The organism is Actinomycetospora sp. NBRC 106375 (genome assembly GCF_030269665.1).
Lineage (GTDB): Bacteria > Actinomycetota > Actinomycetes > Mycobacteriales > Pseudonocardiaceae > Actinomycetospora.
This window is the reverse complement of record NZ_BSTS01000024.1, coordinates 55,733-78,808: the sequence shown is the minus strand read 5'-3', so window position 1 is coordinate 78,808 and position 23,076 is coordinate 55,733. Positions and strand designations below refer to the sequence as shown.

Genomic DNA, 23,076 nt, shown 5'->3' with positions numbered 1-23,076 from the left:
TCAGACCTGGGTGCGCTCGGTGGCCGGCGCGTCCGGCACGTCGGTCGTGATCCGGTCGAGCTCGCGGCCCGCGGTCTCCGGGGCGCCCACCCACATGTAGATCACCGCGGCGACGACCAGCAGGCCGAGCAGCGTGAACGTCAGCGGCAGCCCGAGCACCGGCCAGAGCACGCTGCCGAACAGCAGCGGGGCGAAGCCGGTGAGCGCGCGGCTCGACGACGACGCCCAGCCGAAGCCCGAGGCGCGCAGCTCGGTCGGGTAGAGCTCGGAGACATAGGCGTACATGACCGGGATGACGATCAGGGAGAACAGGCCGAACGCCCCGATCGCGATCACGGCCGCGGTGGGCGAGCCGAGCAGCAGCGAGAACACCACGAGCGTCGCCGCGGCGACCGGCCCGGCGATCGCGATGACGCGCTTGCGGCCGTAGCGGTCGACCACGAGCACCGACAGGGCGACGCCGACGATGCCCAGCGCGTTCATCAGGGTGGTCGAGGCGAACGCGGCGATCTCGCCGAAGCCCTGGGCCTTGAGGATCGAGGGCATCCAGCTCAGCGCGGCGTAGTAGACGAGCATGACCGCGATGAACAGCGACCAGGCGACGCCGGTGACGCGCGGGTTGAAGGCCCAGACCCGGCGCAGCTGGTCGACGGCGGCGGCCCAGGCGCCGCCGCGGGTGTCCTCGGCGACGGCGGCGGGGATGGCGTAGGGCTCCGGGGTGGCGCCGGTGCGGGCCACCATGTCGTCGATGACGGCACGGGCCTCGACCTCGCGGCCCTTGCGGGAGAGGTAGAGCGGCGACTCCGGCACCCCGCGGCGCACCCAGAACAGCAGCAGCGCCGGGAGGATCATCAGCACGAGCATCCAGCGCCAGTTGCCGCCGACGGGGACGAGCAGGGTCGCCGAGACGCCGGCGAGCGTCGCCCCGATCGGCCACCAGCCGTCCATCGCGGCGAGCACCCGGCCGCGCTGCTTCCTCGGCGAGAACTCGCTCACGATCGCGTAGTCGACCGGGATGCAGCCGCCCAGCCCGACCCCGGCGAGGAACCGCAGCAGCAGGAACCACCCGATGCTCGGCGACAGCGCCCCGAGCACCGAGAACAGCGCGAACACCAGCAGCGTGATGCTGAACGCCTTCTTGCGCCCGATGCGGTCGGCGACGGTGCCCCAGGCGACGGCGCCGACGGCCATGCCGATGAGGTTGGCCGTCGCGACCAGGCCCTTCTGCCCGGGCGTCAGGCCGAACTCGGTGCCGACCAGCGGGGTGAGGAACCCGTTGAGGGCGACGTCCCAGGCGTCGAACATGTAGCCGAGGCCGCCGATGAGGAAGATCTTTCCTTGGACGCCCCAGCGCCAGGGCAGGTCCTGGACGATCTGGTCTCCGGTGCGCATGATGTTCGCTCCCTGTCCGGCTCGTGACTGTCCGCGCGTCAGCGGGCGAACTGGTAGTGGATGGACTCGGTGTCGGGGTCGTGCAGCGGGCTGCCGTGCCACAGCCAGTCGTAGGAGAGGTCGGACTCGCCGTCGAAGCGGCGCAGCTTGTCGTCGCGCTCGCGCTGCTCGGGGCCGTCGGGCAGGTGGTAGAAGGCCATGTTCTGCAGCGACGCGTCCTGGACCATCCCCGCGTGCTTGGCGCGGCGGTCGACGTAGCGCACGAGCGCGCCGTCGATCCCGTCGCGGGTCACCCGGCCCAGCTCCTCGGCGAGCACGGCGGCGTCCTCCATCGACTGCGAGGCGCCCTGCGCCTGGTAGGGCAGCATGGCGTGGCAGGCGTCGCCGAGCAGGGCGACCCGGCCGTCGATCCAGACGGGGTCGCGGCGGCGCCGGTACATCGCCCACAGGGAGACGTCCTCGGGCTTGGCCTTCGAGAGCATCGCCGGGACGCGGTCGTCCCAGTCGCCGAAGTCCGACGCGAGCCGCTCCGGGGTCGCGGGCGCGCTCCAGTCGTCGGCGATGCCCTCCGAGCACGGCACGATCGCGACGACGTTGAGGTACTGGCCGCCGCGGATGACGTAGTGCACGAGGTGCTTGTCGGGGCCGTACCAGATCGTGGAGTGGTAGCGGTCGAGCAGGAAGCGCGTCGCCGGGTCGGCCGCGACCAGCTCGCCGGGGATCAGCGCGCGGTAGGCCATCTCGCCGGAGAACACGAGGGTGTCGTCGAAGCCCGCGAGGTCGCGCACGGCCGACCGGATCCCGTCGGCGCCGACCAGCACGTCGCCGGCGAACCGGCGCCCGTCCTCCGCGACGGCGACGGGGCGCAGCGGCTCGGTCCGGTCGAGCTCGACGACCTTCGCGGCCGTGACCAGGCGGACGACGGGCCCGGGGACGTCGGGGTCGGTGCAGGCGTCGAGGAGGACGCGGTGCAGGTCGGCGCGGTGGTAGTGCCAGTACGGGGCGCCGTACTGGTCGATCACGCGCTGGCCCAGCGGGAGCTGGGCGATGATGCTGCCGTCGGCCCAGCGGCGCCGGACCTGGTCCTCGGGCTGGGTGCGGATCGCCTCGAGCTGCGAGCGCAGCCCGAGCCCGATGAGGATGCGGCTCGCGTTGGGCGCGGTCTGGATGCCGGCGCCGATCTCGCCGAGCTCGGGGGCGGCCTCGACGACGGTGACGCGCAGGCCGCGCTGGCGCAGCGACAGCGCGGCGCAGAGCCCGCCCAGCCCTCCGCCGACGATGGTGACCTCGAACGACTGGCTCGCCATCTGGCCGCCCTCCCGGTGTGGTGCTCGCGTTCGGCTGCGTTAAATCCGAGCACGTACTATCCGAGGACGCAATAGCTGAACGGTTCCCGAGACGTGGCCGTAACAGATCGACGAGGCGCCCGTGGTGCGTCGGGACGAGCCGTCTGCGCCCGCCGCGCCGTCGTCGTTGCTCTCCGGGGGAGCGTCAGAGGTCGGCGCCCTCGGCGACGTCCTCCCACTGGCGGCCGAGGTCGTTGAGCAGCGACGCCAGGTGCGGCCGCTGCTCGGGCGGGCAGCCCGCGAGCAGGGCCTCGTCGAGGGCGCGGGCCCGGCGGTTGGTCTCGGCCAGGGCCTCGACACCCGCGTCGGTGAGGGTCAGGACCTTCGCCCGCGCGTCGTGGGGCGCCTCGTGGCGGGCGATGAGGCCGCGGCGCTCCATGCGCCGGCAGACGTCCGCCATCGTCGAGGTGTCGAGGGCGACGGCGCTGGCCAGCGCCGTCTGGTCGGCGTCGGGGTAGGCGCGCACGGCCGAGAGCACCGCGAACTGCGGGCCCGTCAGCACGGAGTCGACGTGCCGGTTCCAGGCCGCGAGGTAGGCCTGGTAGACCCGGCGGGCGCCGTAGCCGGGGGCGGCCACCAGGTCGGCCGGGGGGTCGAGGCGGACCCGGCGCCGCGCGGCCCGGGCCTCGCGGACCTCGTCACCGGTGTTCGTGGCCGCTGCGGCTCCCGATCTCGACGCCACCGCTCACCCGTCCTTCGCCCCGCTGCCCCCGCGGTGACCCGTCAGGTCACTCTCGTCGCCGGAGATGATACGTGCTCGGAACGAATGGGGTGGTGCGACGCCGCGGTCAGGGGTCCACCTCCTCGAGCGCGAGCCCGGTGCTGCGCGGCCCGAGGATGCCCACGTCGAGGCAGAGCAGCAGGATCAGGAAGGCCGCACCGCCGAAGACCGCGACCGGGCCGGCCGTGGCCAGCAGCGGGACGGCGATGAACGGCATGACCGCCGACGTCGCCCGCGACAGCGAGTACGCGACGCCGCTGGCGGTCGAGCGGATCGAGGTCGGGAAGATCTCCGCCTGATAGATGTGGAACGCGTTGGAGAAGATGTTGCTCGACGAGGTCAGCAGGAACCCGGCGAGCACGATGAGCCAGGGCGCCGACGCGGCGGCGAACACGATGCCGAGCACGCCGATGGCGATCGCCGAGCCGACGATCAGCCACTTGCGCTCGAAGCGCTCCACCAGCGGCACCGAGATCAGCGAGCCGATCGGGTAGCCGAAGAAAGACAGGGCGGCGTAGCCGAGCGACTCGGTGACCTCGAAGCCCTTGCTCACCAGCACGAGCGGCGCGAGCGTCCCGAAGCCGTAGTAGGCGATGGTCTGGAGCACCTGGAAGATCAGCAGCATGACCATCCGGGTGCGGTACTGACCGTTCAGTGCGGTGCGCAGGACCTCCCGGGTCGAGCGCTTCTCCGGTGCCTCCTCCGGTGCCACGCGGGCCGGGACGTCGTCCGGGGCCACCGGGTGCCCGACCTTGGCGGCGATCGTCCGGGCGACCTGCACCGCCTCCTCGGTGCGCCCCTGCGACTCGAGCCACCGTGGCGACTCCGGCAGCACCCGGCGCAGCAGGAGCACGAACACCGCGCCGAGCCCGCCGGCGATGAGCAGCCAGCGCCAGCCGTCGATCCCGCCGAGCTGGGACGCCGCGACGAGCTTGCCGCCGAGCAGGGCCGCCACCGGGACGCCGAGGAAGCCGACGGTGTACGCCCACGCCGTGTACCGCCCGCGGGAATGGGCCGGGAGGAACTCGGCGAGATAGGTGTCGACGAGCACCAGCTCCGCGCCCAGCCCGACGCCCGCGAGGAACCGCAGCACCAGGAACCACCCGATGTCCGGGGAGAACGCCGCGGCCAGCGAGAACAGCGAGTACGTGAGCAGGTTGAGCAGGAAGACCCGCCGGCGCCCGAGCCGGTCGGCGAGCACCGAGAGCACGATCGCGCCCACGAACATGCCGAGGAACCCGCTGCCGACGACGGCGGCCTTGCCGATCGACCCGAGCGAGAACTCCTTCGCCAGGATCGGGGCGAGGACACCGCCCAGGAAGACCTCGTAGAGGTCGAAGAACGAGCCGATCCCGACCAGCACGACCAAGCGGCGGTGCCAGCCCGCGAGGGGCAGCCGCTCGAGGATCGCGCCGGCCGGGCTCGTGGGCTCCGTCGCCCCGGTGGGTACCGCCATCGGGCGATGGTCGCCCTCACACGCTGTTCACGCCAGATGACTGACCGGATTGTCTGGTCATCAGACGAAAGTGGGTCGCGGCTCTCGCCCGAGCCACGCCACCACGCGCTCGTAGGCGCCGGCGTCCGCCGCGACGTCCACCGGCGGACCGAAGGGGATCGGCCCGCCGCGCGGCTCGGCGGGCAGCACACGGTGGGCGTTCTCCTCGATCGCCACGGCGAGCTCCTCGTCGAGGCCGGCGGAGCGCCCCGTGGCCGCGGCGAGGTCCCAGGCGTGGACCGTGAGCTCCTGGACGTACCCGAAGCCGACGAACCGGCCGGGCATCGTGCCCCACGGGACGGTGAGGACGCGGTCGAGGACGGCGGCCTCGTCACCGTCGGCGACGCCCAGCTCCCAGGCGCGGTCGACGTCCGGGCGGGCCGCGGCGATCTCGGCGGCCGGGTCGCCGTCGGCGGCCCCGGGGTCCGCGGGGACGTCGGCGAAGTGGCCGCCGGCGCCCACGTGCGCGATGCGGCGGTGCACGCCGACGAGGTGGCCGAGCAGCGCGCGGACGTCCCAGTCGTCGCACGGCGTCGGGCGGTCGAGCTGGTCGGCGGTGGTGCCCTCGACGAGGGCGCCGATCTGGTCCAGCGCGCGGGTCATCAGCGGGCGGGGGTCGGGAGCGGTCATGGTTCTTCTCCTTCTCGGGGTGGTGTCGGTCAGGCAGTGGCGTCGGAGCCGGCCACGCGCAGGAGCAGCGCGACCCACATCCGGTAGGGGCGCAGGAGCTCGACGAGGTCGTCGAGCGGGTCGTCGGGTCCCCGCCCGTGGAGGCGGGCGAGGGTGGCGCGGGAGCGGGGCTCGTCGGGGAACTCGTCGACCACGCCGCAGGACCGCAGCCAGATCAGCGAGGCGTAGAACTCGCCGATGCCGCGCAGCCGCCGCAGCGCCGCGCGGGCGCCGTCGGGGCCGAGCGCCCGCAGCCGGGCCACCTCGAGCTCGCCCGCCAGGGCGGCGTCGGCGACGCCGTGCAGGCGGTGCACCTTCTCCGCGGAGAGCCCGGGGACCTCCTCGACCCGGCGCAGCGCCTCGGGGCGCGGGAACGCGACGACCTCGGCGCCCGCGACCGTGAGGGTCTCGCCGTGCGCGGCCGACAGGCGCCGGAAGACGGTGCCGGCCTGGCGCTCGCTGATCCGCGCCGACACGACGCCCCACGCCGCGGCCTCGTAGGGCCCGCCGAACAACGTGGGGCGCAGGCCGGGGTAGGCGGCCATCAGGTCGCCGATCGCCGGGAGGCGGCGCCCCACCTCGGGGTAGTCGCGCGCGTCGTGGTCGAGCGACAGGATGCGCGCGATCTGGGCGAGCGCCACGTCCTCGGCGCCGTCCGCCCCGGCGACCTCGACGGTCACCGGGCCGTCGGGGGCGTCCTGGCGCAGGGCGAACGCGACGGGGCGCTGGTCGCCGTCGAGCGGCGCGGTCAGCCGCAGGGGCTCGCCGGGGGACGGGTCGTGCCGGGTGATCGGGGGCCAGCGGCCGACGAACGCGCGGGTGCGCTCGAGGTCGAAGGGCCCGAGCGGCTGCAGGGTGTGGGCGGCGAGCGCGGCGGTCATGGGAAGCATGCTGCGCCCCCATACACGACATCTGCTGTCGTGATTTCGAGGCAGAATCCACGGGGTGCGCTCGGACCGTCTGCTCGCGACGCTGCTGCTCCTCCAGACCCACGGACGCCTGCCCGCGCCCGAGATCGCGCGGCGGCTCGAGGTCTCCACGCGCACCGTGCAGCGCGACGTCGAGGCCCTCTCGTCGGCGGGGGTGCCGGTGTACTGCGAGCGCGGGCGCCGGGGCGGGGTGGCCCTGCTCGAGGGCTACCGCACCGACGTCACCGGCATGACCGACGACGAGGTGCGCGCGCTGGTGGCGCTCGGCGCGTCGGCCGACGGCGCGCTGGGTCCCGCGCTCGCCTCGGCGTCGCGCAAGCTCCTGGCCGCGCTCCCGGAGGCCCGCCGCGACGACGTCGATCGGGCACGGCGGCGGCTGCTCGTGGAGCACCAGGGCTGGCGGCGCGCGCCCGAGGACCTGCCGGCGCTCCCGGCCCTCGACGCGGCGCTCGTCGCCGACGAGCGGGTGCGGATGCAGTACGCGACGGGCGACTCGCCGCGGGCCACGTGGCGCACGGTCGACCCGTACGGCCTGGTCAGCAAGGCGGGCACCTGGTACCTCGTGGCCGCCCACCGCGGGCAACCGAAGATGTACCGCGTCAGCCGCGTGCGCGCCGTGGCGTCCACCGGCACGCCCGCCCGCCGGCCCGACGAGCGCGGGCTCGCCGAGGTGTGGGGCGAGCTGCGCCACCGGCTGGAGACCGCCGGCGAGGAGGTGGAGGTCCGGCTGCTCGTCGACCCCGACTGGGCGGCCACGCTGCGCCGGGTCCACCTCGCCCAGCTCGCCGGCCCGTGGCGCTCCGAGGGCGCCGAGCCCGACGGTCGCGAGCGCCTGGTGGCGCCGTTCCGGTCGGTGCTCGCCGCACGGGCCGCCCTGCTGGGCTACGGCGAGACCGTCGAGGTGCTCGCGCCCGCGGAGCTCCGCGCGGAGATGGCCGCCGCCGCCGCGCGGGTGGTGGCGATGTACACGCGATCTCGTCTGCCGGAGGGGTCCCCGCCCGATTAGGGTCACGCGCCATGACGACGGTGTTGGTGACCGGTGGCGGCGAGCGACTGACCGAGGTGGCCGAGGCCATCCGCGCGACGGGGGCGGAGACCACCGTCGTGGACACGCTCGACCGACTCGGCGAGGCGGTCCGCGGCACCACCTTCGACGGCTACGTGCAGCTGCCGGTGGCCATGACGCCCCGGCATGGCAGCCTCGTCTCGCGCGTGGAGCAGTTCCTCTCCGAGGGCCTGCTCAGCCGCTTCCGCGCCGCGGAGACCGTGCTGCCCGTCCTCGCCGATTCGGCGACCGTCCTCCTCGTCGGCGGCCAGACCAACGTCGACATCGACGCCCCCGACGACCAGGAGGCGCGCACCGCCCTCATGCGCGTGCTCGCCCACGCCCTGCGCGCCGAGCGCGCGCCCGCCCACCTGCGCGTGCGCACCGCCGGCCCGGACTGGAGCCCCGCCGACATCGCCGCGGCCCTGGAGGACAGCGGCGCCGAGGCGGCGGTGCCGGCCGACCAGTCCGGCGACCGCGCTGCGATCGGCAAGGCCTACGCCGACTGGCGCGCCGAGGTCCTCGGCCTCGTGCGCGTGGAGTTCTAGGCGCGGGGACGTCGGCGCCGCGTCGCCGGTGTCGGGAGATCAGGAGCGCGACATCGACGTCCGCGGCCAGGTAGGGGTGGACAGCGCGCTCGTGATCACCGGGGCCCTGGTCACGCGGCGCGGGGCCGCCGGTCGGGGCGCCGGGGGTGCGCGATGTGCTTCGGAAATCGAAGCATCCCGGGTCCCCTCGCCCGACCGCCGTACCCGGTGACGTCGCGCGGGAGATCAGCAGTCCGGAAGGCACCTCCCGAGGGCTCGCGGACGTGCCTGTCCGGCCTGGTGATCTCCGTGAACGTCTCCGCCGGAGATCACGAGCGCGTCATCGACGTCGGCGGCCGTCACCGGGTGGACAGCGTACTCGTGATCTCCGCGAGCGCCGCCGGATCAGGCCAGCGCCGAACCCTGCCGGTACTGGTCCCACGGGATCAGCCAGTCGGCGATGTCGCCGTCGGCCGGGGTCAGCGGCCGCTGGGAGCCGACGATCTCCACCGGGTCGCCCATCTGCACCCAGTTGAAGAACATCTGCCCGTTGGCCGGGGAGAGGTTCACGCAGCCGTGGGAGACGTTGCTGCGGCCCTGCTGGCGCACGGTCGCGGCGTTGACGTGCACGAACTCCCCGTTGTTGGAGATCCGCACGGCGAGGGGCAGGTCCTCGTCGTAGAACCCGGGCTCGCCCTCGGCCGGGCCGCCCCATGTGTCCGAGCGCATCCGCTTGATCTCGTGCTTCTCGAACGCGACGTGGATCCCGTACTGGGTCGGGTACTGCGGGCGGCCGTACGAGGCCGGCATGGTCTGCAGCTCGCGCCCGTCCTGGTACAGCACGAGGGTGTGGGCGTTGACGTCGCCGCGGGCGCGCTGGTCGCGGCCCACGGTGAACGACATCGAGCTGTCCTCGGCCCCGAAGACGCCCTCGCCGGTGTCGACCCCGAAGAGCCGCGCGTCGACCGTGACCTGCGTGCCGGGGCGCCAGTAGTCCTTCGGGCGCCAGTTGAGCTGCTCGTCGGACATCCAGTGGAACGAGCCCTCGGTCGGCACCGACGTGCGCACCGACACCCGGCGCTCGACGGCGGCGCGGTCGGTGACCGGGGCGTCGAAGGTGATCGAGATCGGCATCGCGACGCCGACGGTCTGCCCGTCGGTGGGGCGGGTGCTGGCGATCTCGAGGGTCTGCTCGGGGGCGACGGTGCGGAAGGTCTGGTCGAGCGGGGCGCCGGGGCGGCCGTCGACGCCGACGCCGGCGGCCTGCACGCGGTACTCGGTGTCGTAGGCGAGCGCGGCGCTGGTCCAGCGCGTCCCGGTCGGGTCGGGGGTGCCGGCGAGCGGGCCGGCGCCGGTGGGTGTGACCGTCACCGAGGTCAGCCGACCGCCCGCGGCGGAGACGACGAGGGGCTCGGCCGGCGCCACGTCCGTCGCTCCGGGCGCGACGGAGGCCGCCAGGGCCACGGGCGGCGCCGGCGGCGGCGCCGGGACCGCCGTGGGGCCGACGGCGCACCCACCCAGCAGGGCGGCCAGGGCGAGCAGCACCACGATCGGGACCGCCGTGGCCCGATCGGACCTGCGGACCCCCGCCGCGCGGGTGCGCTCCGTTCCCGACACACCGACCCCCTCATCCCGATTCGGGGAGATCCTGCCCCGACATCCTCTCTCGTGGCAGACGTCGCGGAGTGGACGAGGGTTGCGTGTCGCGGGTGTCGATCCGATCTCGGTGGCCCGTCGTCGGGAACCGGCTGCTCCCGACGGGGGAGCGCCGCGGCGCGGTCTCAGCACCGTCTCAGGGCGTGCGGCCACACTGTGCGCCATGCGGATCCTCGTCGCGGACGACGACCGGGCGGTGCGCGACTCCCTGCGCCGCTCCCTGGCGTTCAACGGCTACCAGGTCGAGCTGGCCGCGGACGGGCAGCAGGCCCTCGACGCCCTGGCCGGCGACGGGCAGCGTCCGGACGCCCTCGTCCTCGACGTGATGATGCCGCGGGTGGACGGGCTGGAGGTCTGCCGGCGACTCCGCAACGCCGGCGACGACATCCCCGTGCTCGTGCTCACCGCGCGCGAGGCCGTCTCCGACCGCGTGGCCGGCCTCGACGCGGGCGCGGACGACTACCTGGCCAAGCCGTTCGCGCTCGAGGAGCTGCTCGCCCGGCTGCGCGCGCTGCTGCGCCGGACCACCCCCGACGAGAGCACCAACGGCGCGCCCGACCCCGAGCCGCTGCGCTTCGCGGACCTCTCGCTCGACCCCGTCACCCGCGAGGTCCGCCGCGGCGAGCGGCCGATCAGCCTGACGCGCACCGAGTTCTCGCTGCTCGAGCTGTTCATGGCCAACCCGCGCCGCGTACTCACGCGCAGCCGCATCCTCGAGGACGTCTGGGGCTACGACTTCCCGACCACGGGCAACGCGCTCGAGGTCTACGTCGGCTACCTGCGTCGCAAGACCGAGGCCGAGGGCGAGGCCCGCCTCATCCACACCGTCCGCGGCGTCGGCTACGTCCTGCGCGAGACCCCGCCCTGACGCCTATGTGAGCAGTTGGCGCCCCTACCGGGGCGCCAACTGCTCACATGGGTCAGCTCTTCGAGGCCACCTCGTCGGCGTACTTCTTCGTCATGTGGTCGACGGCGTCGAGCTGGGTGGCCGCGAACTCGTCGCGGCGCAGGCCGGCGCGCTCCTTGGCCGCCTGGGTGGACTCGGCGTGCGAGCGCCCGCCCCACGTCGTGCCCTGGAAGTGCGGCAGGACCTCCTGCGCGATGAGCTCCCACGAGCGCTTGGTCGCCTGCGGGTTCGCCCACTCGTGGCCGAGCAGGAGCATCGCGCCGAAGCCGCCCGACTGGTCGGCGAGGCGCTGGACCTGGGCGCGTGCGTCGTCCGGCGTGCCGATGGCCCCGATGCCGGCCTCGTTGATGAAGTCGATCATCTCCTTGACGTCGCCGCCCTCGACCGCCATCTGCGGGAACGCCGCGGTCTTCTGGAAGTAGCGGAACCAGTTCTCGATCCCGTACTCGACCTCGCGGTAGGCCTGCTCCTTGGTCTCCGCGATGTGCATGAGGCCCACCAGGCGCCACTTGTCGCGGTCCGGCGTCGGCTGCCCGTAGTGCTGGGCGCGCTCCTCGACGACGTTCCAGTGGTGCGCGAGCGCGTCGAAGCCGTCCTGGGTCAGCGTCGCGCCGATCGAGAGCAGCCCCACGCCGTGCCTGCCGGCCATGCGCGGCCCGGTCGGCGACGCGACGGCCGCGACGGCGACGTCGAAGCATGGCTCCGTGTAGGGCCGCAGCTGCAGCTGGGCCTCGATGAGGTTGTGGGTCTTCGTCTGCTCGGTGACTACCTCGCCGCGCAGCAGCCGCATGATGATGTCGAGGTTGACGTCCAGCAGCTCGCGGGTGTCGGTGGGGTTCAGCCCGATCATCGACGAGTCGCTCGGCAGCGAGCCCGGCCCGACGCCGAGCATCGAGCGCCCGCGGGTGAGGTGGTCGAGCAGCACCATCCGGTCGGCCACCCAGAGCGGGTTGTGGTAGCTCGCCGAGGTCACGCCGGTGCCGAGCTTGATCCGCCTGGTCCGCTCGGCGGCGGCCGCGATGAAGATCTCCGGCGAGGCGATGATCTCGCTGCCCGCCGAGTGGTGCTCGCCGATCCACGCCTCGTCGATGCCGAGCGCGTCGAGGTGCTCGATGAGCTCGAGGTCGCGCTGCAGGGCCAGGGTCGGGTTCTCACCGGCGCGATGGAACGGGGCCAGGAACGTGCCGAAGCGCAGTCTGCTCACGGGACAACCTCTCGACGTCGACGTCTTCGCGTCCGACGGTAAGCGGCGTCACAGCTCTTCGTACAGGTCCGTGACGGCGCGTGACGTCCGTGAGGACTAACGCCGGGGCATCCAGAAGCGCAGCAGCGCCCCGCCCTCGGGGGCACGGCCGGCCGAGACGCCGCCGTGGTGGCGTTCGGCGACCTGGGCGACGATCGAGAGCCCGAGTCCCGACCCGCTCATCGTCCGGGCGTCGAGCGAGCGGTAGAAGCGCTCGAAGACGAGGTCGAGCTCCTCGTCGGCGATCCCCGGCCCCGCGTCGGCCACCTCGAGCACCGCCGTGCCCGGTCGTTCGGGGGCGACGCCGGGGCGCAGGGTCACGCGCACGCTCGCGCCCGGCGGGCTCCACTTCGCGGCGTTGTCGAGCAGGTTGAGCGCCGCGCGCTCGAGGGCGTTGGCGTCGCCGACGACCTCGCAGGACGCGAGGTCCACGTCGAACCCCACGTTCTCCGCGACCGCGCGGCGCCGGGCCCGGTCGAGGGCGCGCTCGACGACGTCGGCGAGGTCGAGGGGCTCGGCCGTCACCTCCGGGGGGTCGTCGCGGGCGAGCTCGACGACGTCGCCGATGAGGTTCGCCAGCTCGTCGACCTGGGCGCGCAGGTCCTCCTGGAGCTCGGCGCGGTCCTGCGCCGACAGCGTCGGGGCCCCGGGCCGCCCGGAGGCCTGGTCGGAGGCCATGAGCAGCTCGAGGTTGGTGCGCAGCGACGTCAGCGGGGTCCGCAGCTCGTGGCCGGCGTCGGCCACGAGCCGGCGTTGTCGCTCGATCGACGACGCGAGCGCCGCGAGCATGGCGTTGAAGCTCGACGTCAGGCGCGCGATCTCGTCGCCGCCGGTGACCGGGATCGGGCGCAGGTCGCCGGTGCGCGCGACGCGCTCGGTCGCCGAGATCAGGCGCTCGACCGGGCGCAGGCCGGCGCGAGCGATCGCGACGCCGGTCAGCGCCGCGAGCAGGACCCCCGAGGCGCCCGCGACGATGAGCACGACGGCGAGCTTGCGCAGCGTCTGCCGGGTCGGGTCGAGCTCCTGGGCGAGCACCAGCGCCCGGTTCTCGCCCGCGTAGACGGCCACGACGCGGTAGACCTCGCCGTCGATGACACCGGTCCGCACCGACGTCGGCGGATCCCGGCGCGCGGCCGACACCTCCGCCGCGCCGAGGGGCGGGCTGTTGCCGCGCAGGGTGACGAACTCGCCGTCGGCGGTGACGATCGCGACCCGCACCTCGCCGGCGGCGAGCGCGTCCGACGAGACCCGCAGCAGGATCGCCGGGTCCGCGAGGTCGCCCGACGCGGCCGTGGTCGCGCGCTGCACCAGGCTCTCGTCGAGCTGGTCGTAGAGCGCGCGCTGAGCGGTGAAGAAGACCGCCGCGGCGATCAGCGCGACGAGCAGCCCGCCGCCGACGGAGACGAGGATCCCGACGCGGCGTCGCAGCGGGATGCCCTGCAGGACGTGGCGGACGAGCCCGGGCGGGTGGTCCTGCTCGTCGTCGCGGGGGGCGCTCCCGGTCCCCTCGGAGGTCTCCGTGCCCTCCGGGGGAGCCCCGGGGTCGGGTGCCTCGGGACGGTCGTCGACGGCCGGCGGGCCGTGCGACGGGCCGGTCACTCCGCGTTCCACCCCACCAGCTTCCCCCGTCCCGGCGACGCCCGCGGCGGGCGCCTGTCGACGCGGCGCCACGGGCGATGCGAGAGGCTGGGGCCATGAGTGAGAACGACGCCGCCTCCGCCGCCCCGGACGGCTCCGGAACCCCCGGGGCCGGCCCGCCGCCCGGACCGACGTCGGCCTCCGCCGCCGGTGCGTCGGGGACGTCGGAGTCGGCTGGGACGTCGGCGACGGCTGAGACGTCCGGGACATCGGGTGACACGTCTGGGAGCGACTCCGGGACCACCACCGAGACCGCCACCCGGAGCGACGCCCGCCCCGCCGGCCCCGGCGGGGTGCGCTGGGCCGAGGGCACCGGGCGCGAGTACGACGCGACGTCCGCCACCGCGTCCACCGAGGGCGACCGCGCCGCGCCGTACAGCGCGCCGACGACGGTCACGCAGTCCGCCACCCCGTCCTTCGCCCCGCAGACGCCCCATGGCGGTCCAGGCGGACATCAAGGCGGCCAGCCGGGCGGACAGCCCGGCGGCCAGCCGCCGGGATCACCGCCCGGGCTCTGCACCCCGTCCGGGGGCGCCGCCGGCGCGACGGCGGCGTTCGGCGCGGTGCCGTCGTACCCCGCGACCGCCCCGCAGACGCGGGAGGCGCCGACGGGCGGGTTCGCCCCGCCGACCTCCGGCAGTGCGGGCGGCTACGGCTGGGGCGCCACCACCGCGGGTCCGGCGACCCCGCCCGGGGGCTACCCCCGCGATCCCGGCGCCGGCTGGGGCGGCACGACCGCTCCCGGCGCTCCGGCGGGACCCGGTACACCCGGTGGTTCCTCGTCGGGACGCCGGCCGGGCACGCTCGGTCTGGTCGCCCTGGCGCTCGTCGCGGGCCTCGTCGGCGGCGTGCTGGCGGCGGTCGTCGTCGGCGGGGTGGGCAGCTCGAGCTCGTCGTCGCAGGGCACCGCGCTGGACCAGCCGATCCCCGAGGGGAGTGCCCCGGCGGCGGCACCCGGCTCGATCGAGCAGGTCGCGGCGACGGTGATCCCCAGCGCCGTGCAGATCCGCGGGGCGGCCGGCGAGGGCTCTGGCGTCGTGCTGTCGGCCGACGGGCTCATCATGACGAACAACCACGTCCTGCAGGCGGGCCAGGGCGGCGGTCTCGAGGCGATCTTCTCCGACGGCCGGGCCGCGCCGCTGCAGGTGGTGGGCACCGCGCCGGCCGCGGACATCGCCGTCGTGCGCGCGAGCGGCGTCACCGACCTCCGGCCGGCGAACCTCGGCAACTCCGACCAGCTCGCCCAGGGCCAGACCGTCATCGCGGTCGGCTCCCCGCTCGGGCTGTCGGGCACCGTGACGACCGGCATCGTCAGCGCCCTGAACCGCCCGGTCGAGGCGGGCGGCTCCGGGTCCGGCCAGAGCAGCGTCCTCGACGCCATCCAGACCGACGCCGCGATCAACCCCGGCAACTCCGGCGGACCGCTCGTCGACGGCCAGGGCCGCGTGATCGGGGTCAACACCGCGATCGCGAGCGTCACCGGCAGCGCCGGGCAGGAGGCCGGGTCGATCGGTCTCGGGTTCGCGATCCCGATCAACCAGGCCCGCAGGCTGGCCACCGAGCTCGTCGACACCGGCCAGGCCACGCAGGCGGTCATCGGGGTCGGGGTGGCCGACGCCCAGCCCCGCGGCGCGGCGATGGCCGACGTGCAGCCGGGCTCGCCGGCGCAGACCGCGGGCATCGCGGCAGGCGACGTCGTCGTCGGCGTCGACAACCGGGTGATCGAGGACGCCAACGCGTTCGTCGCCGCCATCCAGTCGCGGGCGCCGGGTCAGACCGTGACGCTCACGCTGCAGGCGCCGGGCGGCACGCGCCAGGTCACGGTCACCCTCGGCAGCCGGGTCATCGGCGGGCGCTGAGGCGACCCGGGTCGGCTCAGGCCGGGGTCAGCGTCACGAAACAGCGGGCACCGTCGGCGGTCTGGTGGCGCTCGGCCACCTCGAGCCCGGCCTCCGCCGCGACGGCGTCGACGCCGTCCGGGCCGAGCACGGCCCACGGGAACCACGGCCCGCCCGCCTCGCGGACGGTCAGGTCGTCGGGGCCCTCGAGGTAGGCGGTGCCGCACCACAGGTCGGCGCCGGCCTCCAGCTCGAGCAGCACGGTGCCGCCGTCGGCGAGCAGGGCGCGGCAGCGGCGCAGCAGCGCCACCGGGTCGCCGCCGATGCCGATGTTGCCGTCGGCGAGCACGACGTGCTGCCAGCGGCCCTCCCCGGGCAGGCGTTCGAACGCGTCGCGGTGCAACACGGCGGCGCCGCGCTCGAGGCAGCGCTCGACGGCCTGCACCGACACGTCGACGCCGAGGGCCGCCACGCCGCGGTCGGCCAGCGCCACGACCAGACGGCCGGGGCCGCAGCCGAGGTCGAGCGTCGCGCCCGAGCAGCGCTCGAGCAGCCACGCGTCGTCGCCGTCGGCGTCGTCGTGCCAGCGCTGCACGGCCAGCGGCAGGACAAGTCCGTCACCGCGCACCAGCCGGTGGCACCGTCCCGCCAGCGCCGCGTCGAACACCGCCCCGGTGTCGGTCGGGCCCGGCTCGACCCCGTCGCCCGGGCGGACCGGTGCGCTCGCGCGGGCCGACGTCAGGGAACTCATCGTGGGAGGCCTCCGGAGGCGGGGAGAGCGTCCGCGACGGCGCGGGCGAAACGGCCGGTGGGGACGAGGTCGGCGACCGCGACGGCGTCGTCGGGGGTGTCGACGTCGGAGAGGGGCGGCAGCGCGAGCACGTGGCCCGGGTGCCCCGCCCGGAGTGCGGCGAGCGTGAGGTCGCCGGTGTCGTCGCGCGACGTCGGGACCTCGGCGATCAGCTTCGCCTGCCGGGGGTCGGCGAGGGCGAGCGCCCACCAGCCGCCGTCGCGCGCGTGGCCGAGGGCGGCCTCGGCGTCGGTCGTGACGAGATCGAGGGCGTCGGCGAGCAGGGTCGCGTCGACCTGCGGGGTGTCCATGCCGATCTGCACGCTGACCGCGCCCGGGAACGTGTCGGCGACGTCACCGTGTGCGGCGGTGATCCGCTCACCGAGGCTCTCGCCGCGCTGCGGCACGACGACCGCGTCGGCCAGGGCCGCGGCGATCTCCTCGCGACGCGCCGCCGCGGCGGGGTCGCCGTCGAGGGCGACGACGACCCGGGCACCCGGGACCGCGTGCGCGGCGTCGAGGGTGTCGAGCAGGGCGGCCGCCGCGACGTCCGCGGCTCCCGCGGGGGTCGCCGCGGGCGTCAGGCGGGTCTTCACCCGGCCCGCCACCGGGGCCTTCGCGAGCACGAGGACGACCCTCGTGACCGGCGCACTGGTCCGCATGGACGGCGTGTTCGTGCGCGGGCTCGTGATCGGTTCGACCCCGCCGGTCATGAAGCGGTGCCCCGGCCGTCGACGGCGGTGGACGGTCGGTCCGGCCGGGTCCGCGCGATGGCCTTCGACATGTCCCGCACGGCGCGCACGGTGCCCTTCACCGAGCCGGAGACCTTGGAGCGCCCGCCGGCCCGGGGCCGGTAGGCGACGTCGACCTCGCGGACCCGCCACCCGGCGGCGCCGGCCCGGATGAGCAGCTCGAGGGGGTAGCCGAAGGCCCGGTCGGTGATCCCGAGGTCGAGCAGGGCCTGCCGGCGCGCGACGCGGATCGGCGCGATGTCGCGCACGCCGACCCCGCGGGTGCGCATCAGCCCGGACAGCACGAGGTTGCTCACCCGCGCGTGCCACGGCCACACCCCGCGGGCCGCCGGGACGCGGCGCCCGACCACGAGGTCGGCGTCCGTGTCGCGCAGCAGCCGCACCATCGCGGGCAGCTCGGCCGGGTCGAGGGACCCGTCCGCGTCGATCACCGCGACGACGTCGGTCCGCGTCGCCTCCAGCCCGGTGTGCACGGCCGCGCCGTAACCCGGTCGCGCCTCGTGGACGACCAGCGCGCCGAGCTGCGCGGCGACCTCGGGCGTCCCGTCGGTGGAGCCGTTGTCGCAGACGACGGCGTCGAAGCCCGCGGGCAGCGCGGCGAGGACACCGGGGAGGGCCTCGACCTCGTCGAGGCAGGGCAGCACGACGTCCACACGGTCCGCGGGCTGCTCCACCTCGGTCACGCTATGAGATCGCCTGTGAACCCGACGCACGGGGTGGGTCCCCGTGTCGGGTGGACGGTGCGCCGTCGCGACGGGTCCGTCCTGGTCCGGACGGGCGACCGACGGCGTCCGGGCGGACCTCCTCACGGGGGGATCACCGGGTCGTCGTACCGTCCTGCGCTGATGACGACCGTGGTGCACGACCGTCCGGGCTCCGCCGGCGGACCCCCGTCGCCGACCCGGCGGCCGTTGCGCCTGCGCGGCGACCTCCTCGCCGTCCTGGCCGCTGCGCTGCTGGTCACGGCGTCGTCCGTCGTCGGATGGATGCTGATCGACGCGGGCGTGCCGGTGCTCGTCGGCTGGCCGCCGCTGCTGGCGGCCTGGCTGCCGCACGTCGGTCCGGGCACCGTCCCGGCGGTCGTCGTGGCCCTGCTGGTCGCTCTCGGTGGCCCTGCGGTGGCGCGCTCCTTGCGCTGGGGCCCGCTGCTCGCGGTGGCCTACGTCGCCTCGCTGGCGTGGACCTTCGCGCTCGCGACGATCGACGGATGGATCGTCGGGGTCGCCGAGCGGCTCGCGACGCCGACCGAGTACCTCGCCGAGGTGCCGCGCACCCCCGACATCGCGGTCTTCCTGCAGACCTTCGCCGAGCGGATCGCGGGCCGCACGCCCGACACGCTCGTCACGCACTCGTCGGGGCACCCGCCGGGCGCGACGCTGTTCTACGTCCTGCTCGACCGCGCCGGGTTCCCGGGCGGCGAGTACGCGGGAGCGGTCACCGCCGCGATCGGCGCCTCCGCGGCCGTCGCCGTGGCGATCACGCTCGCCGCCGTCGGCGACCGGGACCTCGCGCGGACCTACCTGCCCTTCGGTGTGCTCGCCCCGGCCGCGGTCTGGGTGGGGGTCTCGGCGGACGGGATGTTCGCGGCCGTGTTCGCCTGGGGCGTCGCCCTGTTCGCCCTCGGGGTCGCCCGCCGCGGCGTCGCCGGGCACGTCCTGAGCCTGACCGGCGGCGTCGTCCTCGGGCTCTCGCTCTACCTCTCCTACGGGCTCGTGGTCGCGGGCCTGGTGCCGATCGTCGTCGCGGTCCTCGCCCGGCGGTTCACCCCGTTGATCACCGGCGGCGTCGGCGTCGCGGCCGTCGTCGCGGCGTTCACCGCCGGCGGTTTCTGGTGGTACGAGGGCTACGAGCAGGTGCAGGTGCGCTACTACCAGGAGGGCGAGTTCGGCCTCCTGCGCCCGTACGAGTACTGGGTGTGGGGCAACCTCGCCGCGCTGGTCCTCGTGCTCGGCCCCGCGGTGATCGCCGGCCTGCGGCGTGCCGCCTGGCGCCCCCGCGCCGCGCCGGTCGCCCTGGTCGCGCTCGCCGCGGCCGGCCTCGTCGCGGTGCTCGCCGCGGATCTCTCGGGGCTGTCGAAGTCGGAGGTCGAGCGGATCTGGCTGCCGTTCGCGGTGTGGATCCTCCCGCTCGCGGCGCTCCTGCCCCGCGCCGCGGCGCGCTGGTGGCTCCTCGCCCAGGCCGTCCTGGCCCTCGCGATCAACAGCCTGCTCGCGACCGTGTGGTGACCGTGGTGGTCGCAGCGAACGGCCTATCGGCGTGCTCAACCGGATCCTCGCTGCTTCTACGCGCCCGAAGTCCCCGTTGATCAGCCGGGTCGGTCAGCCGACGGCGTCGCGCAGGGGGTCGGTCGCGAAGGCGGCGATGCCGTCGGCGAAGGTCGTCCGGGCGCGGTAGCCGAGCAGCTCGGCGGCGCGGGCGGGGTCGGCCGTGACGTGGCGGACGTCGCCGGGCCGGGCCCCGCCGACGATCTGCGGCGACGGGCCGTCCATGGCCCCGGCGAGGGTGGTGGCGAGGTCGCCGATCGTGCGGACCTCACCGGAGCACACGTTCAGGGGCACGCAGCGTCCGTCGGCGGCCGGCGTCTCGAGCGCGGCGACGTTGGCGGCGGCGACGTCGGAGACGTGCACGAAGTCGCGGCGCTGGCGCCCGTCCTCCATGACGCGCGGGGCCTCGCCGCGCTCGAGCGACGACCGGAAGATCGACGCGACGCCGGCGTACGGCGTGTTCTGCGGCATCCGCGGGCCGTAGACGTTGTGGTAGCGCATCGCCCAGACCCGCCCGCCGGTGGCGCGCGTCCAGGCGACCGCGAGGTGCTCCTGGGCGAGCTTCGTCGCGGCGTAGGTGCTGCGCGGCTCGAGCGGGGCGTCCTCGGGCACGAGCTCGCCGGCGAGGTCGCGGCCGCAGTGCGGGCACGGCAGGTCGTAGCGGCCGGCGTCGACGTCGGCCTGCCGACGGTCCGGCGGCGGCACGACGCCGTGCTCGGGACACGAGTAGCGACCCTCGCCGTAGACGACCATCGAGCTCGCCATCACGAGGTCGCGGTGCCCCGAGCGGTACATCGCGGCCAGCAGCACGGCCGTGGCGACGTCGTTGTTCTCGGCGTAGTCGGGGGCGTCGTTCGGGTCCACGCCGTGGCCGACCATCGCGGCCTGGTGGCACACCGTGTCGACCTGCGGCAGCAGCCGGTCGAGCAGGGCCGCGTCGCGGACGTCGCCCTGCACCAGCTCATAGCGGTCGAGCCACGGCGGCGCCTTCCCGGCCGCGTGCGCCTGCGGGAGCAGCGCGTCGAGCAGCACCGGGGTGTGACCACCCTCGGCCAGGGCGTCGGCGATGCGCGAGCCGATGAACCCGGCTCCGCCCGTCACGAGAACTCGCACCCCGGCACGCTATCCGCCCAGGTCCCACCCGGTGGTGGCACACCCCCGACGGCCTGCTCGGCGCCGCCGGACGCCCGACTACGTTGGGCGCCATGGAGAACCAGCCGCTGCACGGCGGCGCGGAGGAGTTGCTGGGACGTGCCCTCGTCGTCGTGGTCGACGACCGGGTCAGCCGGGGCGAGTCCTCGGACACCATCGGCCCGCTGGTCACCGAGCTGCTCGGTGAGGCCGGCCTGGTGGTCGACGGGACGATCGTCGTGCCGGGCGAGTCGGTCGCCATCCGCAACGCGCTGAACACCGCGGTGATCGGCGGGGTCGATCTCGTCGTCACCGTCGGCGGCACCGGGGTGTCGCCGCGCGCCGTGACCTCCGACGCGACGGCGGGCGTGCTCGACCGCCCGATCCCGGGCATCGCCGAGGCCATCCGCGCGTCCGGTCTCGCCGCCGGCGCCGTCGACGCCGGGCTCTCCCGGGGGCTCGTCGGCGTCTCGGGCAGCACGCTCGTGGTGAACCTCGCCTCCTCCCGCGCGGCGGTCCGGGACGGGATGGCCACGCTCACCCCGTTGATCTCCCACGTGATCGCCGAGCTGTCGGGGATGGAGGAGCACTGAGCTCCTCCGGGGACGATCCCGGGACGCGCGGACGGTCGTCCGCGGACCGGGCTGTCTCCGAGGAACGCGGCGACGGGGCCCGGGACGAGCCGACCTTGGACGAGCCGGTCACCGACGAGCAGACCGCGGCCCGGCGCCGCGCCGCACGCCGGGCGGCGATCTTCGGTGAGGAGCCGGTCGCGTCGGCCGACGAGCGCGAGCCCAACGACCGCGGGGGACCGGACGACGACCGACGTCGCTACGACGACGAGCGCCCGCCGCACCACGACCGGGCCTGACGGCGCGGGACAGCGCCTCAGCGCATCTCAGCGCAGCGTGACGGTCACCTCCTCCCGCAGCGAGGTGGTCGCGACCCGCGCCGCGAGCCCGGCCGGCAGCGCGACGACCACGACCGGCGCCGCCGTGGCCGTCCGCTCGGGCGCCGGGAGCACGGCGAGGACGACCGCACCGGGCGCCAGCACCGTGGGGACGCCGGGCGGGTCCTGCGGTGTCGACAGCTCGCCGGCACCGTGCTGGTCGCCGGCGGCGACCAGGTCGACCCGGGTGCCGGGCGTGAGCAGCGCCGCGACGCCCGCGTCGGCGAGGCGGACCGGCACCCCGGCCGCGTCCGGCACGCCCGCCGCGGCGACGGCCGCGACGGCGCCGAGCAGCCGCACGTCGGTGAGCGCCTCCCCGGCCCGCACCCCACCCACCACCTGGCGCCCCGTGACCGCCCCGGGCTCGCGCAGGGCGCCCGCCGGGACGAGATCGTCGGGCAGCAGGCGCACCGTGACGTCCCCCGGGCCGAGGGCGACACCGGCGGCGAGGTCGCGCGCCGCCACGAGCACCGGCGTCCCGGACGGCGCCGCCGCCGGCGCGGCGAGCAGCACGGCCGCGAGCACGACGAGCAGCGCCGCGGCGGCCCGGCGCAGCGCCACGACCCGTCGCCACCCCGGCGGCGGGAGCCGTCGGCGCCGCCGGCGCGGGGCCGGCTTCTCGCGTTCTCGCACGTCATCGACGGTAGGGCGCGCGCCACCCGGGGACCGAGGACCTTCTCGAGGGCTGGGGACGCGTTCGGCGGATGGGGACGGCGTCCGGAGCAGGCGGCGGTCCGGGAGCGCCCGGTCGGGTGTGCACGATCGGCCCGGCGCGTGGGGGCCGGCGTCCCGCGGGTAGTTTGCGGCCGAGGGTCGCCGAGACATCGGAAGAGGGCGGGCGCAGGCAATGGCCGTGGTGCTCGTGCTGCTCGCGACCATCGCCAACGCGACCGCTCTGGTCCTGCAGCGCAAGGCGGCCCAGGACAGCGCGCGGTCGCGCGGGATCAGCGCCGGGACGTTGCGCGACATGGTCCAGCGACCGGCCTGGCTGATCGGGACCTCGATCTTCGCGGTGGCCGTCGCGCTGCAGGCCACGGCCCTGAGCATCGGGTCCATCGCGCTCGTGCAGCCGGTGCTCGTCATGGAGCTGCCGTTCACGCTGCTGCTGGGCTGGCTGGTGCTCGGCGGCGCGCTGCGGCGCTACGAGTGGACGGCCGTCGCGATCATGTCGGTCGGCTTGGTGGTCCTGCTCGTCACCCTGCAGCCCAGCGGCGGCGACGCGCTCGGCGCCGGCGCGCTCGTCTGGATCCTCGGCACGACCGTGACCCTCGGCCTCCTCGGGCTCACCACGGTGATCGCGAGGCGCTCCCGCGCGGTCGGTCGCGCCGCCTTCTACGGCATCGCCGCGGGTATCGGGTCCGGCTTCGTCGCCGTGATCGTCAAGGCGATGACCGAGGCGCTGGCCGAGGGCGGCCTCGTCGGCGTTCTCACGACCTGGCAGAGCTACCTGCTCGTGCCCGTCGCGCCGGCGGCGTTCCTCACCCTGCAGCACGCGTTGCGGTCCGGCCGGCTGCTCGCGTCGCAGCCCGGTCTGATCCTGGGGAACCCGCTGCTGTCGTCGATCTGGGGGATCGGCCTGCTCGGCGAGCAGGTCAACGGCGGGGCAGCCGTGCTCGGCGGCCTGGCGGGCGCCGTCCTCATGACGGTCGGCGTGTTCCTCCTGTCGCGCTCGCCTCTCCTGGCGGCGCAGGAGGGCGGGCCGCGCGACACGTCCGCGACCGGGCGTCAGGGCGGGGAGCGCCGGCGACCGCTGTAGAACCCGATTTCCGTGGGCCGAAACGTCA

22 protein-coding genes are annotated in these 23,076 nt (G+C 75.2%); 8 read left to right on the top strand and 14 right to left on the bottom strand.

Annotated elements, in window-relative coordinates:
• The 6 genes from QSK03_RS28715 to QSK03_RS28690 form a co-directional block, all read right to left on the bottom strand.
• Complete coding sequence (locus tag QSK03_RS28715; protein WP_285658998.1) at positions 1-1,392, bottom strand: MFS transporter; 1,392 nt, start codon at positions 1,390-1,392, stop codon at positions 1-3.
• A gap of 38 nt (positions 1,393-1,430) precedes the next feature.
• On the bottom strand, positions 1,431-2,699 hold the full coding sequence (locus QSK03_RS28710; protein WP_285658997.1) for an FAD-dependent monooxygenase: 1,269 nt from the start codon (positions 2,697-2,699) through the stop codon (positions 1,431-1,433).
• 184 nt (positions 2,700-2,883) lie between these two features.
• On the bottom strand, positions 2,884-3,318 hold the full coding sequence (locus QSK03_RS28705) for a MarR family winged helix-turn-helix transcriptional regulator (protein ID WP_502872235.1): 435 nt from the start codon (positions 3,316-3,318) through the stop codon (positions 2,884-2,886).
• A gap of 208 nt (positions 3,319-3,526) precedes the next feature.
• A complete protein-coding gene (locus tag QSK03_RS28700; protein ID WP_285658995.1) occupies positions 3,527-4,915 on the bottom strand; it encodes an MFS transporter in 1,389 nt (462 codons plus the stop codon).
• Positions 4,916-4,975: 60 nt separating this feature from the next.
• On the bottom strand, positions 4,976-5,584 hold the full coding sequence (locus QSK03_RS28695) for a TIGR03086 family metal-binding protein (RefSeq protein WP_285658994.1): 609 nt from the start codon (positions 5,582-5,584) through the stop codon (positions 4,976-4,978).
• Positions 5,585-5,613: 29 nt separating this feature from the next.
• Positions 5,614-6,504 (bottom strand): DNA-3-methyladenine glycosylase family protein, encoded by an 891-nt coding sequence (locus QSK03_RS28690; RefSeq protein ID WP_285658993.1) that lies wholly within the window; start codon positions 6,502-6,504, stop codon positions 5,614-5,616.
• A gap of 64 nt (positions 6,505-6,568) precedes the next feature.
• Between QSK03_RS28690 and QSK03_RS28685 the strand changes: the two genes are divergently transcribed.
• Both QSK03_RS28685 and QSK03_RS28680 read left to right on the top strand, forming a co-directional pair.
• Entirely contained in the window at positions 6,569-7,558 is a 990-nt protein-coding gene (locus QSK03_RS28685) for a helix-turn-helix transcriptional regulator (RefSeq protein WP_285658992.1), read from the top strand.
• 11 nt (positions 7,559-7,569) lie between these two features.
• A complete protein-coding gene (locus tag QSK03_RS28680) occupies positions 7,570-8,145 on the top strand; it encodes a hypothetical protein (protein WP_285658991.1) in 576 nt (191 codons plus the stop codon).
• Between the two features lie 384 nt (positions 8,146-8,529).
• Here the strand turns inward: QSK03_RS28680 and QSK03_RS28675 are convergent, their stop codons facing one another.
• Positions 8,530-9,741, bottom strand: coding sequence for a L,D-transpeptidase (locus QSK03_RS28675; protein WP_285658990.1), 1,212 nt, complete (start codon positions 9,739-9,741; stop codon positions 8,530-8,532).
• A 202-nt stretch (positions 9,742-9,943) separates the two neighbouring features.
• On the opposite strand from QSK03_RS28675, the gene QSK03_RS28670 reads away from it, so the two are divergent.
• On the top strand, positions 9,944-10,648 hold the full coding sequence (locus QSK03_RS28670; protein WP_285658989.1) for a response regulator transcription factor: 705 nt from the start codon (positions 9,944-9,946) through the stop codon (positions 10,646-10,648).
• 52 nt (positions 10,649-10,700) lie between these two features.
• Here QSK03_RS28670 and QSK03_RS28665 read toward each other — a convergent pair whose 3' ends face one another.
• Together QSK03_RS28665 and QSK03_RS28660 are read right to left on the bottom strand one after the other, a co-directional pair.
• Complete coding sequence (locus tag QSK03_RS28665; RefSeq protein WP_285658988.1) at positions 10,701-11,891, bottom strand: LLM class flavin-dependent oxidoreductase; 1,191 nt, start codon at positions 11,889-11,891, stop codon at positions 10,701-10,703.
• 96 nt (positions 11,892-11,987) lie between these two features.
• Positions 11,988-13,373, bottom strand: a complete 1,386-nt coding sequence (locus tag QSK03_RS28660) for a HAMP domain-containing sensor histidine kinase (RefSeq protein WP_502872234.1) — start codon at positions 13,371-13,373, stop codon at positions 11,988-11,990.
• A gap of 251 nt (positions 13,374-13,624) precedes the next feature.
• Between QSK03_RS28660 and QSK03_RS28655 the strand changes: the two genes are divergently transcribed.
• Positions 13,625-15,427 carry a S1C family serine protease gene (locus QSK03_RS28655; protein WP_285658986.1) on the top strand — a complete coding sequence of 601 codons (1,803 nt, stop codon included), beginning with the start codon at positions 13,625-13,627 and terminating at the stop codon, positions 15,425-15,427.
• Positions 15,428-15,443: 16 nt separating this feature from the next.
• On the opposite strand, the gene QSK03_RS28650 is transcribed toward QSK03_RS28655, so the two are convergent.
• From QSK03_RS28650 to QSK03_RS28640, 3 genes are read right to left on the bottom strand one after another with little or no spacing between them, the layout of a single operon-like run.
• Positions 15,444-16,157 (bottom strand): class I SAM-dependent methyltransferase, encoded by a 714-nt coding sequence (locus QSK03_RS28650; RefSeq protein ID WP_285658985.1) that lies wholly within the window; start codon positions 16,155-16,157, stop codon positions 15,444-15,446.
• Positions 16,154-16,858, bottom strand: a complete 705-nt coding sequence (locus QSK03_RS28645) for a TIGR04282 family arsenosugar biosynthesis glycosyltransferase (RefSeq protein WP_285658984.1) — start codon at positions 16,856-16,858, stop codon at positions 16,154-16,156. The genes QSK03_RS28650 and QSK03_RS28645 overlap by 4 nt, the downstream gene beginning before the upstream one ends.
• 47 nt (positions 16,859-16,905) lie before the next feature.
• A complete protein-coding gene (locus QSK03_RS28640) occupies positions 16,906-17,601 on the bottom strand; it encodes a glycosyltransferase family 2 protein (RefSeq protein ID WP_285659023.1) in 696 nt (231 codons plus the stop codon).
• Between the two features lie 192 nt (positions 17,602-17,793).
• Here QSK03_RS28640 and QSK03_RS28635 point away from each other — a divergent pair, with 192 nt between their 5' ends.
• Positions 17,794-19,173 (top strand): hypothetical protein, encoded by a 1,380-nt coding sequence (locus QSK03_RS28635; protein WP_285658983.1) that lies wholly within the window; start codon positions 17,794-17,796, stop codon positions 19,171-19,173.
• Positions 19,174-19,266: 93 nt separating this feature from the next.
• Here QSK03_RS28635 and QSK03_RS28630 read toward each other — a convergent pair whose 3' ends face one another.
• Positions 19,267-20,325: an NAD-dependent epimerase/dehydratase family protein gene (locus tag QSK03_RS28630; protein ID WP_285658982.1), complete on the bottom strand. Its 1,059-nt coding sequence runs from the start codon at positions 20,323-20,325 to the stop codon at positions 19,267-19,269.
• Between the two features lie 92 nt (positions 20,326-20,417).
• On the opposite strand from QSK03_RS28630, the gene QSK03_RS28625 reads away from it, so the two are divergent.
• A complete protein-coding gene (locus QSK03_RS28625; RefSeq protein WP_460380314.1) occupies positions 20,418-20,936 on the top strand; it encodes a MogA/MoaB family molybdenum cofactor biosynthesis protein in 519 nt (172 codons plus the stop codon).
• A 95-nt stretch (positions 20,937-21,031) separates the two neighbouring features.
• On the top strand, positions 21,032-21,214 hold the full coding sequence (locus QSK03_RS28620) for a hypothetical protein (RefSeq protein WP_285658981.1): 183 nt from the start codon (positions 21,032-21,034) through the stop codon (positions 21,212-21,214).
• A gap of 27 nt (positions 21,215-21,241) precedes the next feature.
• On the opposite strand, the gene QSK03_RS28615 is transcribed toward QSK03_RS28620, so the two are convergent.
• A complete protein-coding gene (locus QSK03_RS28615) occupies positions 21,242-21,925 on the bottom strand; it encodes an SAF domain-containing protein (RefSeq protein ID WP_285658980.1) in 684 nt (227 codons plus the stop codon).
• A 214-nt stretch (positions 21,926-22,139) separates the two neighbouring features.
• Between QSK03_RS28615 and QSK03_RS28610 the strand changes: the two genes are divergently transcribed.
• On the top strand, positions 22,140-23,048 hold the full coding sequence (locus QSK03_RS28610; RefSeq protein WP_285658979.1) for a DMT family transporter: 909 nt from the start codon (positions 22,140-22,142) through the stop codon (positions 23,046-23,048).
• Positions 23,049-23,076 lie beyond the last annotated feature (28 nt).

What these genes read in the sequence shown, in the direction of transcription:
- QSK03_RS28700 (WP_285658995.1), bottom strand. Translation starts at nt 4,915, where the DNA reads ATGGCGGTACCCACCGGGGCGACGGAGCCCACGAGCCCGGCCGGCGCG.
- QSK03_RS28710 (WP_285658997.1), bottom strand. Translation starts at nt 2,699, where the DNA reads ATGGCGAGCCAGTCGTTCGAGGTCACCATCGTCGGCGGAGGGCTGGGC.
- QSK03_RS28610 (WP_285658979.1), top strand. Translation starts at nt 22,140, where the DNA reads ATGGCCGTGGTGCTCGTGCTGCTCGCGACCATCGCCAACGCGACCGCT.
- QSK03_RS28655 (WP_285658986.1), top strand. Translation starts at nt 13,625, where the DNA reads ATGAGTGAGAACGACGCCGCCTCCGCCGCCCCGGACGGCTCCGGAACC.
- QSK03_RS28680 (WP_285658991.1), top strand. Translation starts at nt 7,570, where the DNA reads ATGACGACGGTGTTGGTGACCGGTGGCGGCGAGCGACTGACCGAGGTG.
- QSK03_RS28690 (WP_285658993.1), bottom strand. Translation starts at nt 6,504, where the DNA reads ATGACCGCCGCGCTCGCCGCCCACACCCTGCAGCCGCTCGGGCCCTTC.
- QSK03_RS28715 (WP_285658998.1), bottom strand. Translation starts at nt 1,392, where the DNA reads ATGCGCACCGGAGACCAGATCGTCCAGGACCTGCCCTGGCGCTGGGGC.
- QSK03_RS28670 (WP_285658989.1), top strand. Translation starts at nt 9,944, where the DNA reads ATGCGGATCCTCGTCGCGGACGACGACCGGGCGGTGCGCGACTCCCTG.
- QSK03_RS28695 (WP_285658994.1), bottom strand. Translation starts at nt 5,584, where the DNA reads ATGACCGCTCCCGACCCCCGCCCGCTGATGACCCGCGCGCTGGACCAG.
- QSK03_RS28645 (WP_285658984.1), bottom strand. Translation starts at nt 16,858, where the DNA reads ATGCGGACCAGTGCGCCGGTCACGAGGGTCGTCCTCGTGCTCGCGAAG.
- QSK03_RS28635 (WP_285658983.1), top strand. Translation starts at nt 17,794, where the DNA reads ATGACGACCGTGGTGCACGACCGTCCGGGCTCCGCCGGCGGACCCCCG.
- QSK03_RS28650 (WP_285658985.1), bottom strand. Translation starts at nt 16,157, where the DNA reads ATGAGTTCCCTGACGTCGGCCCGCGCGAGCGCACCGGTCCGCCCGGGC.
- QSK03_RS28625 (WP_460380314.1), top strand. Translation starts at nt 20,418, where the DNA reads ATGGAGAACCAGCCGCTGCACGGCGGCGCGGAGGAGTTGCTGGGACGT.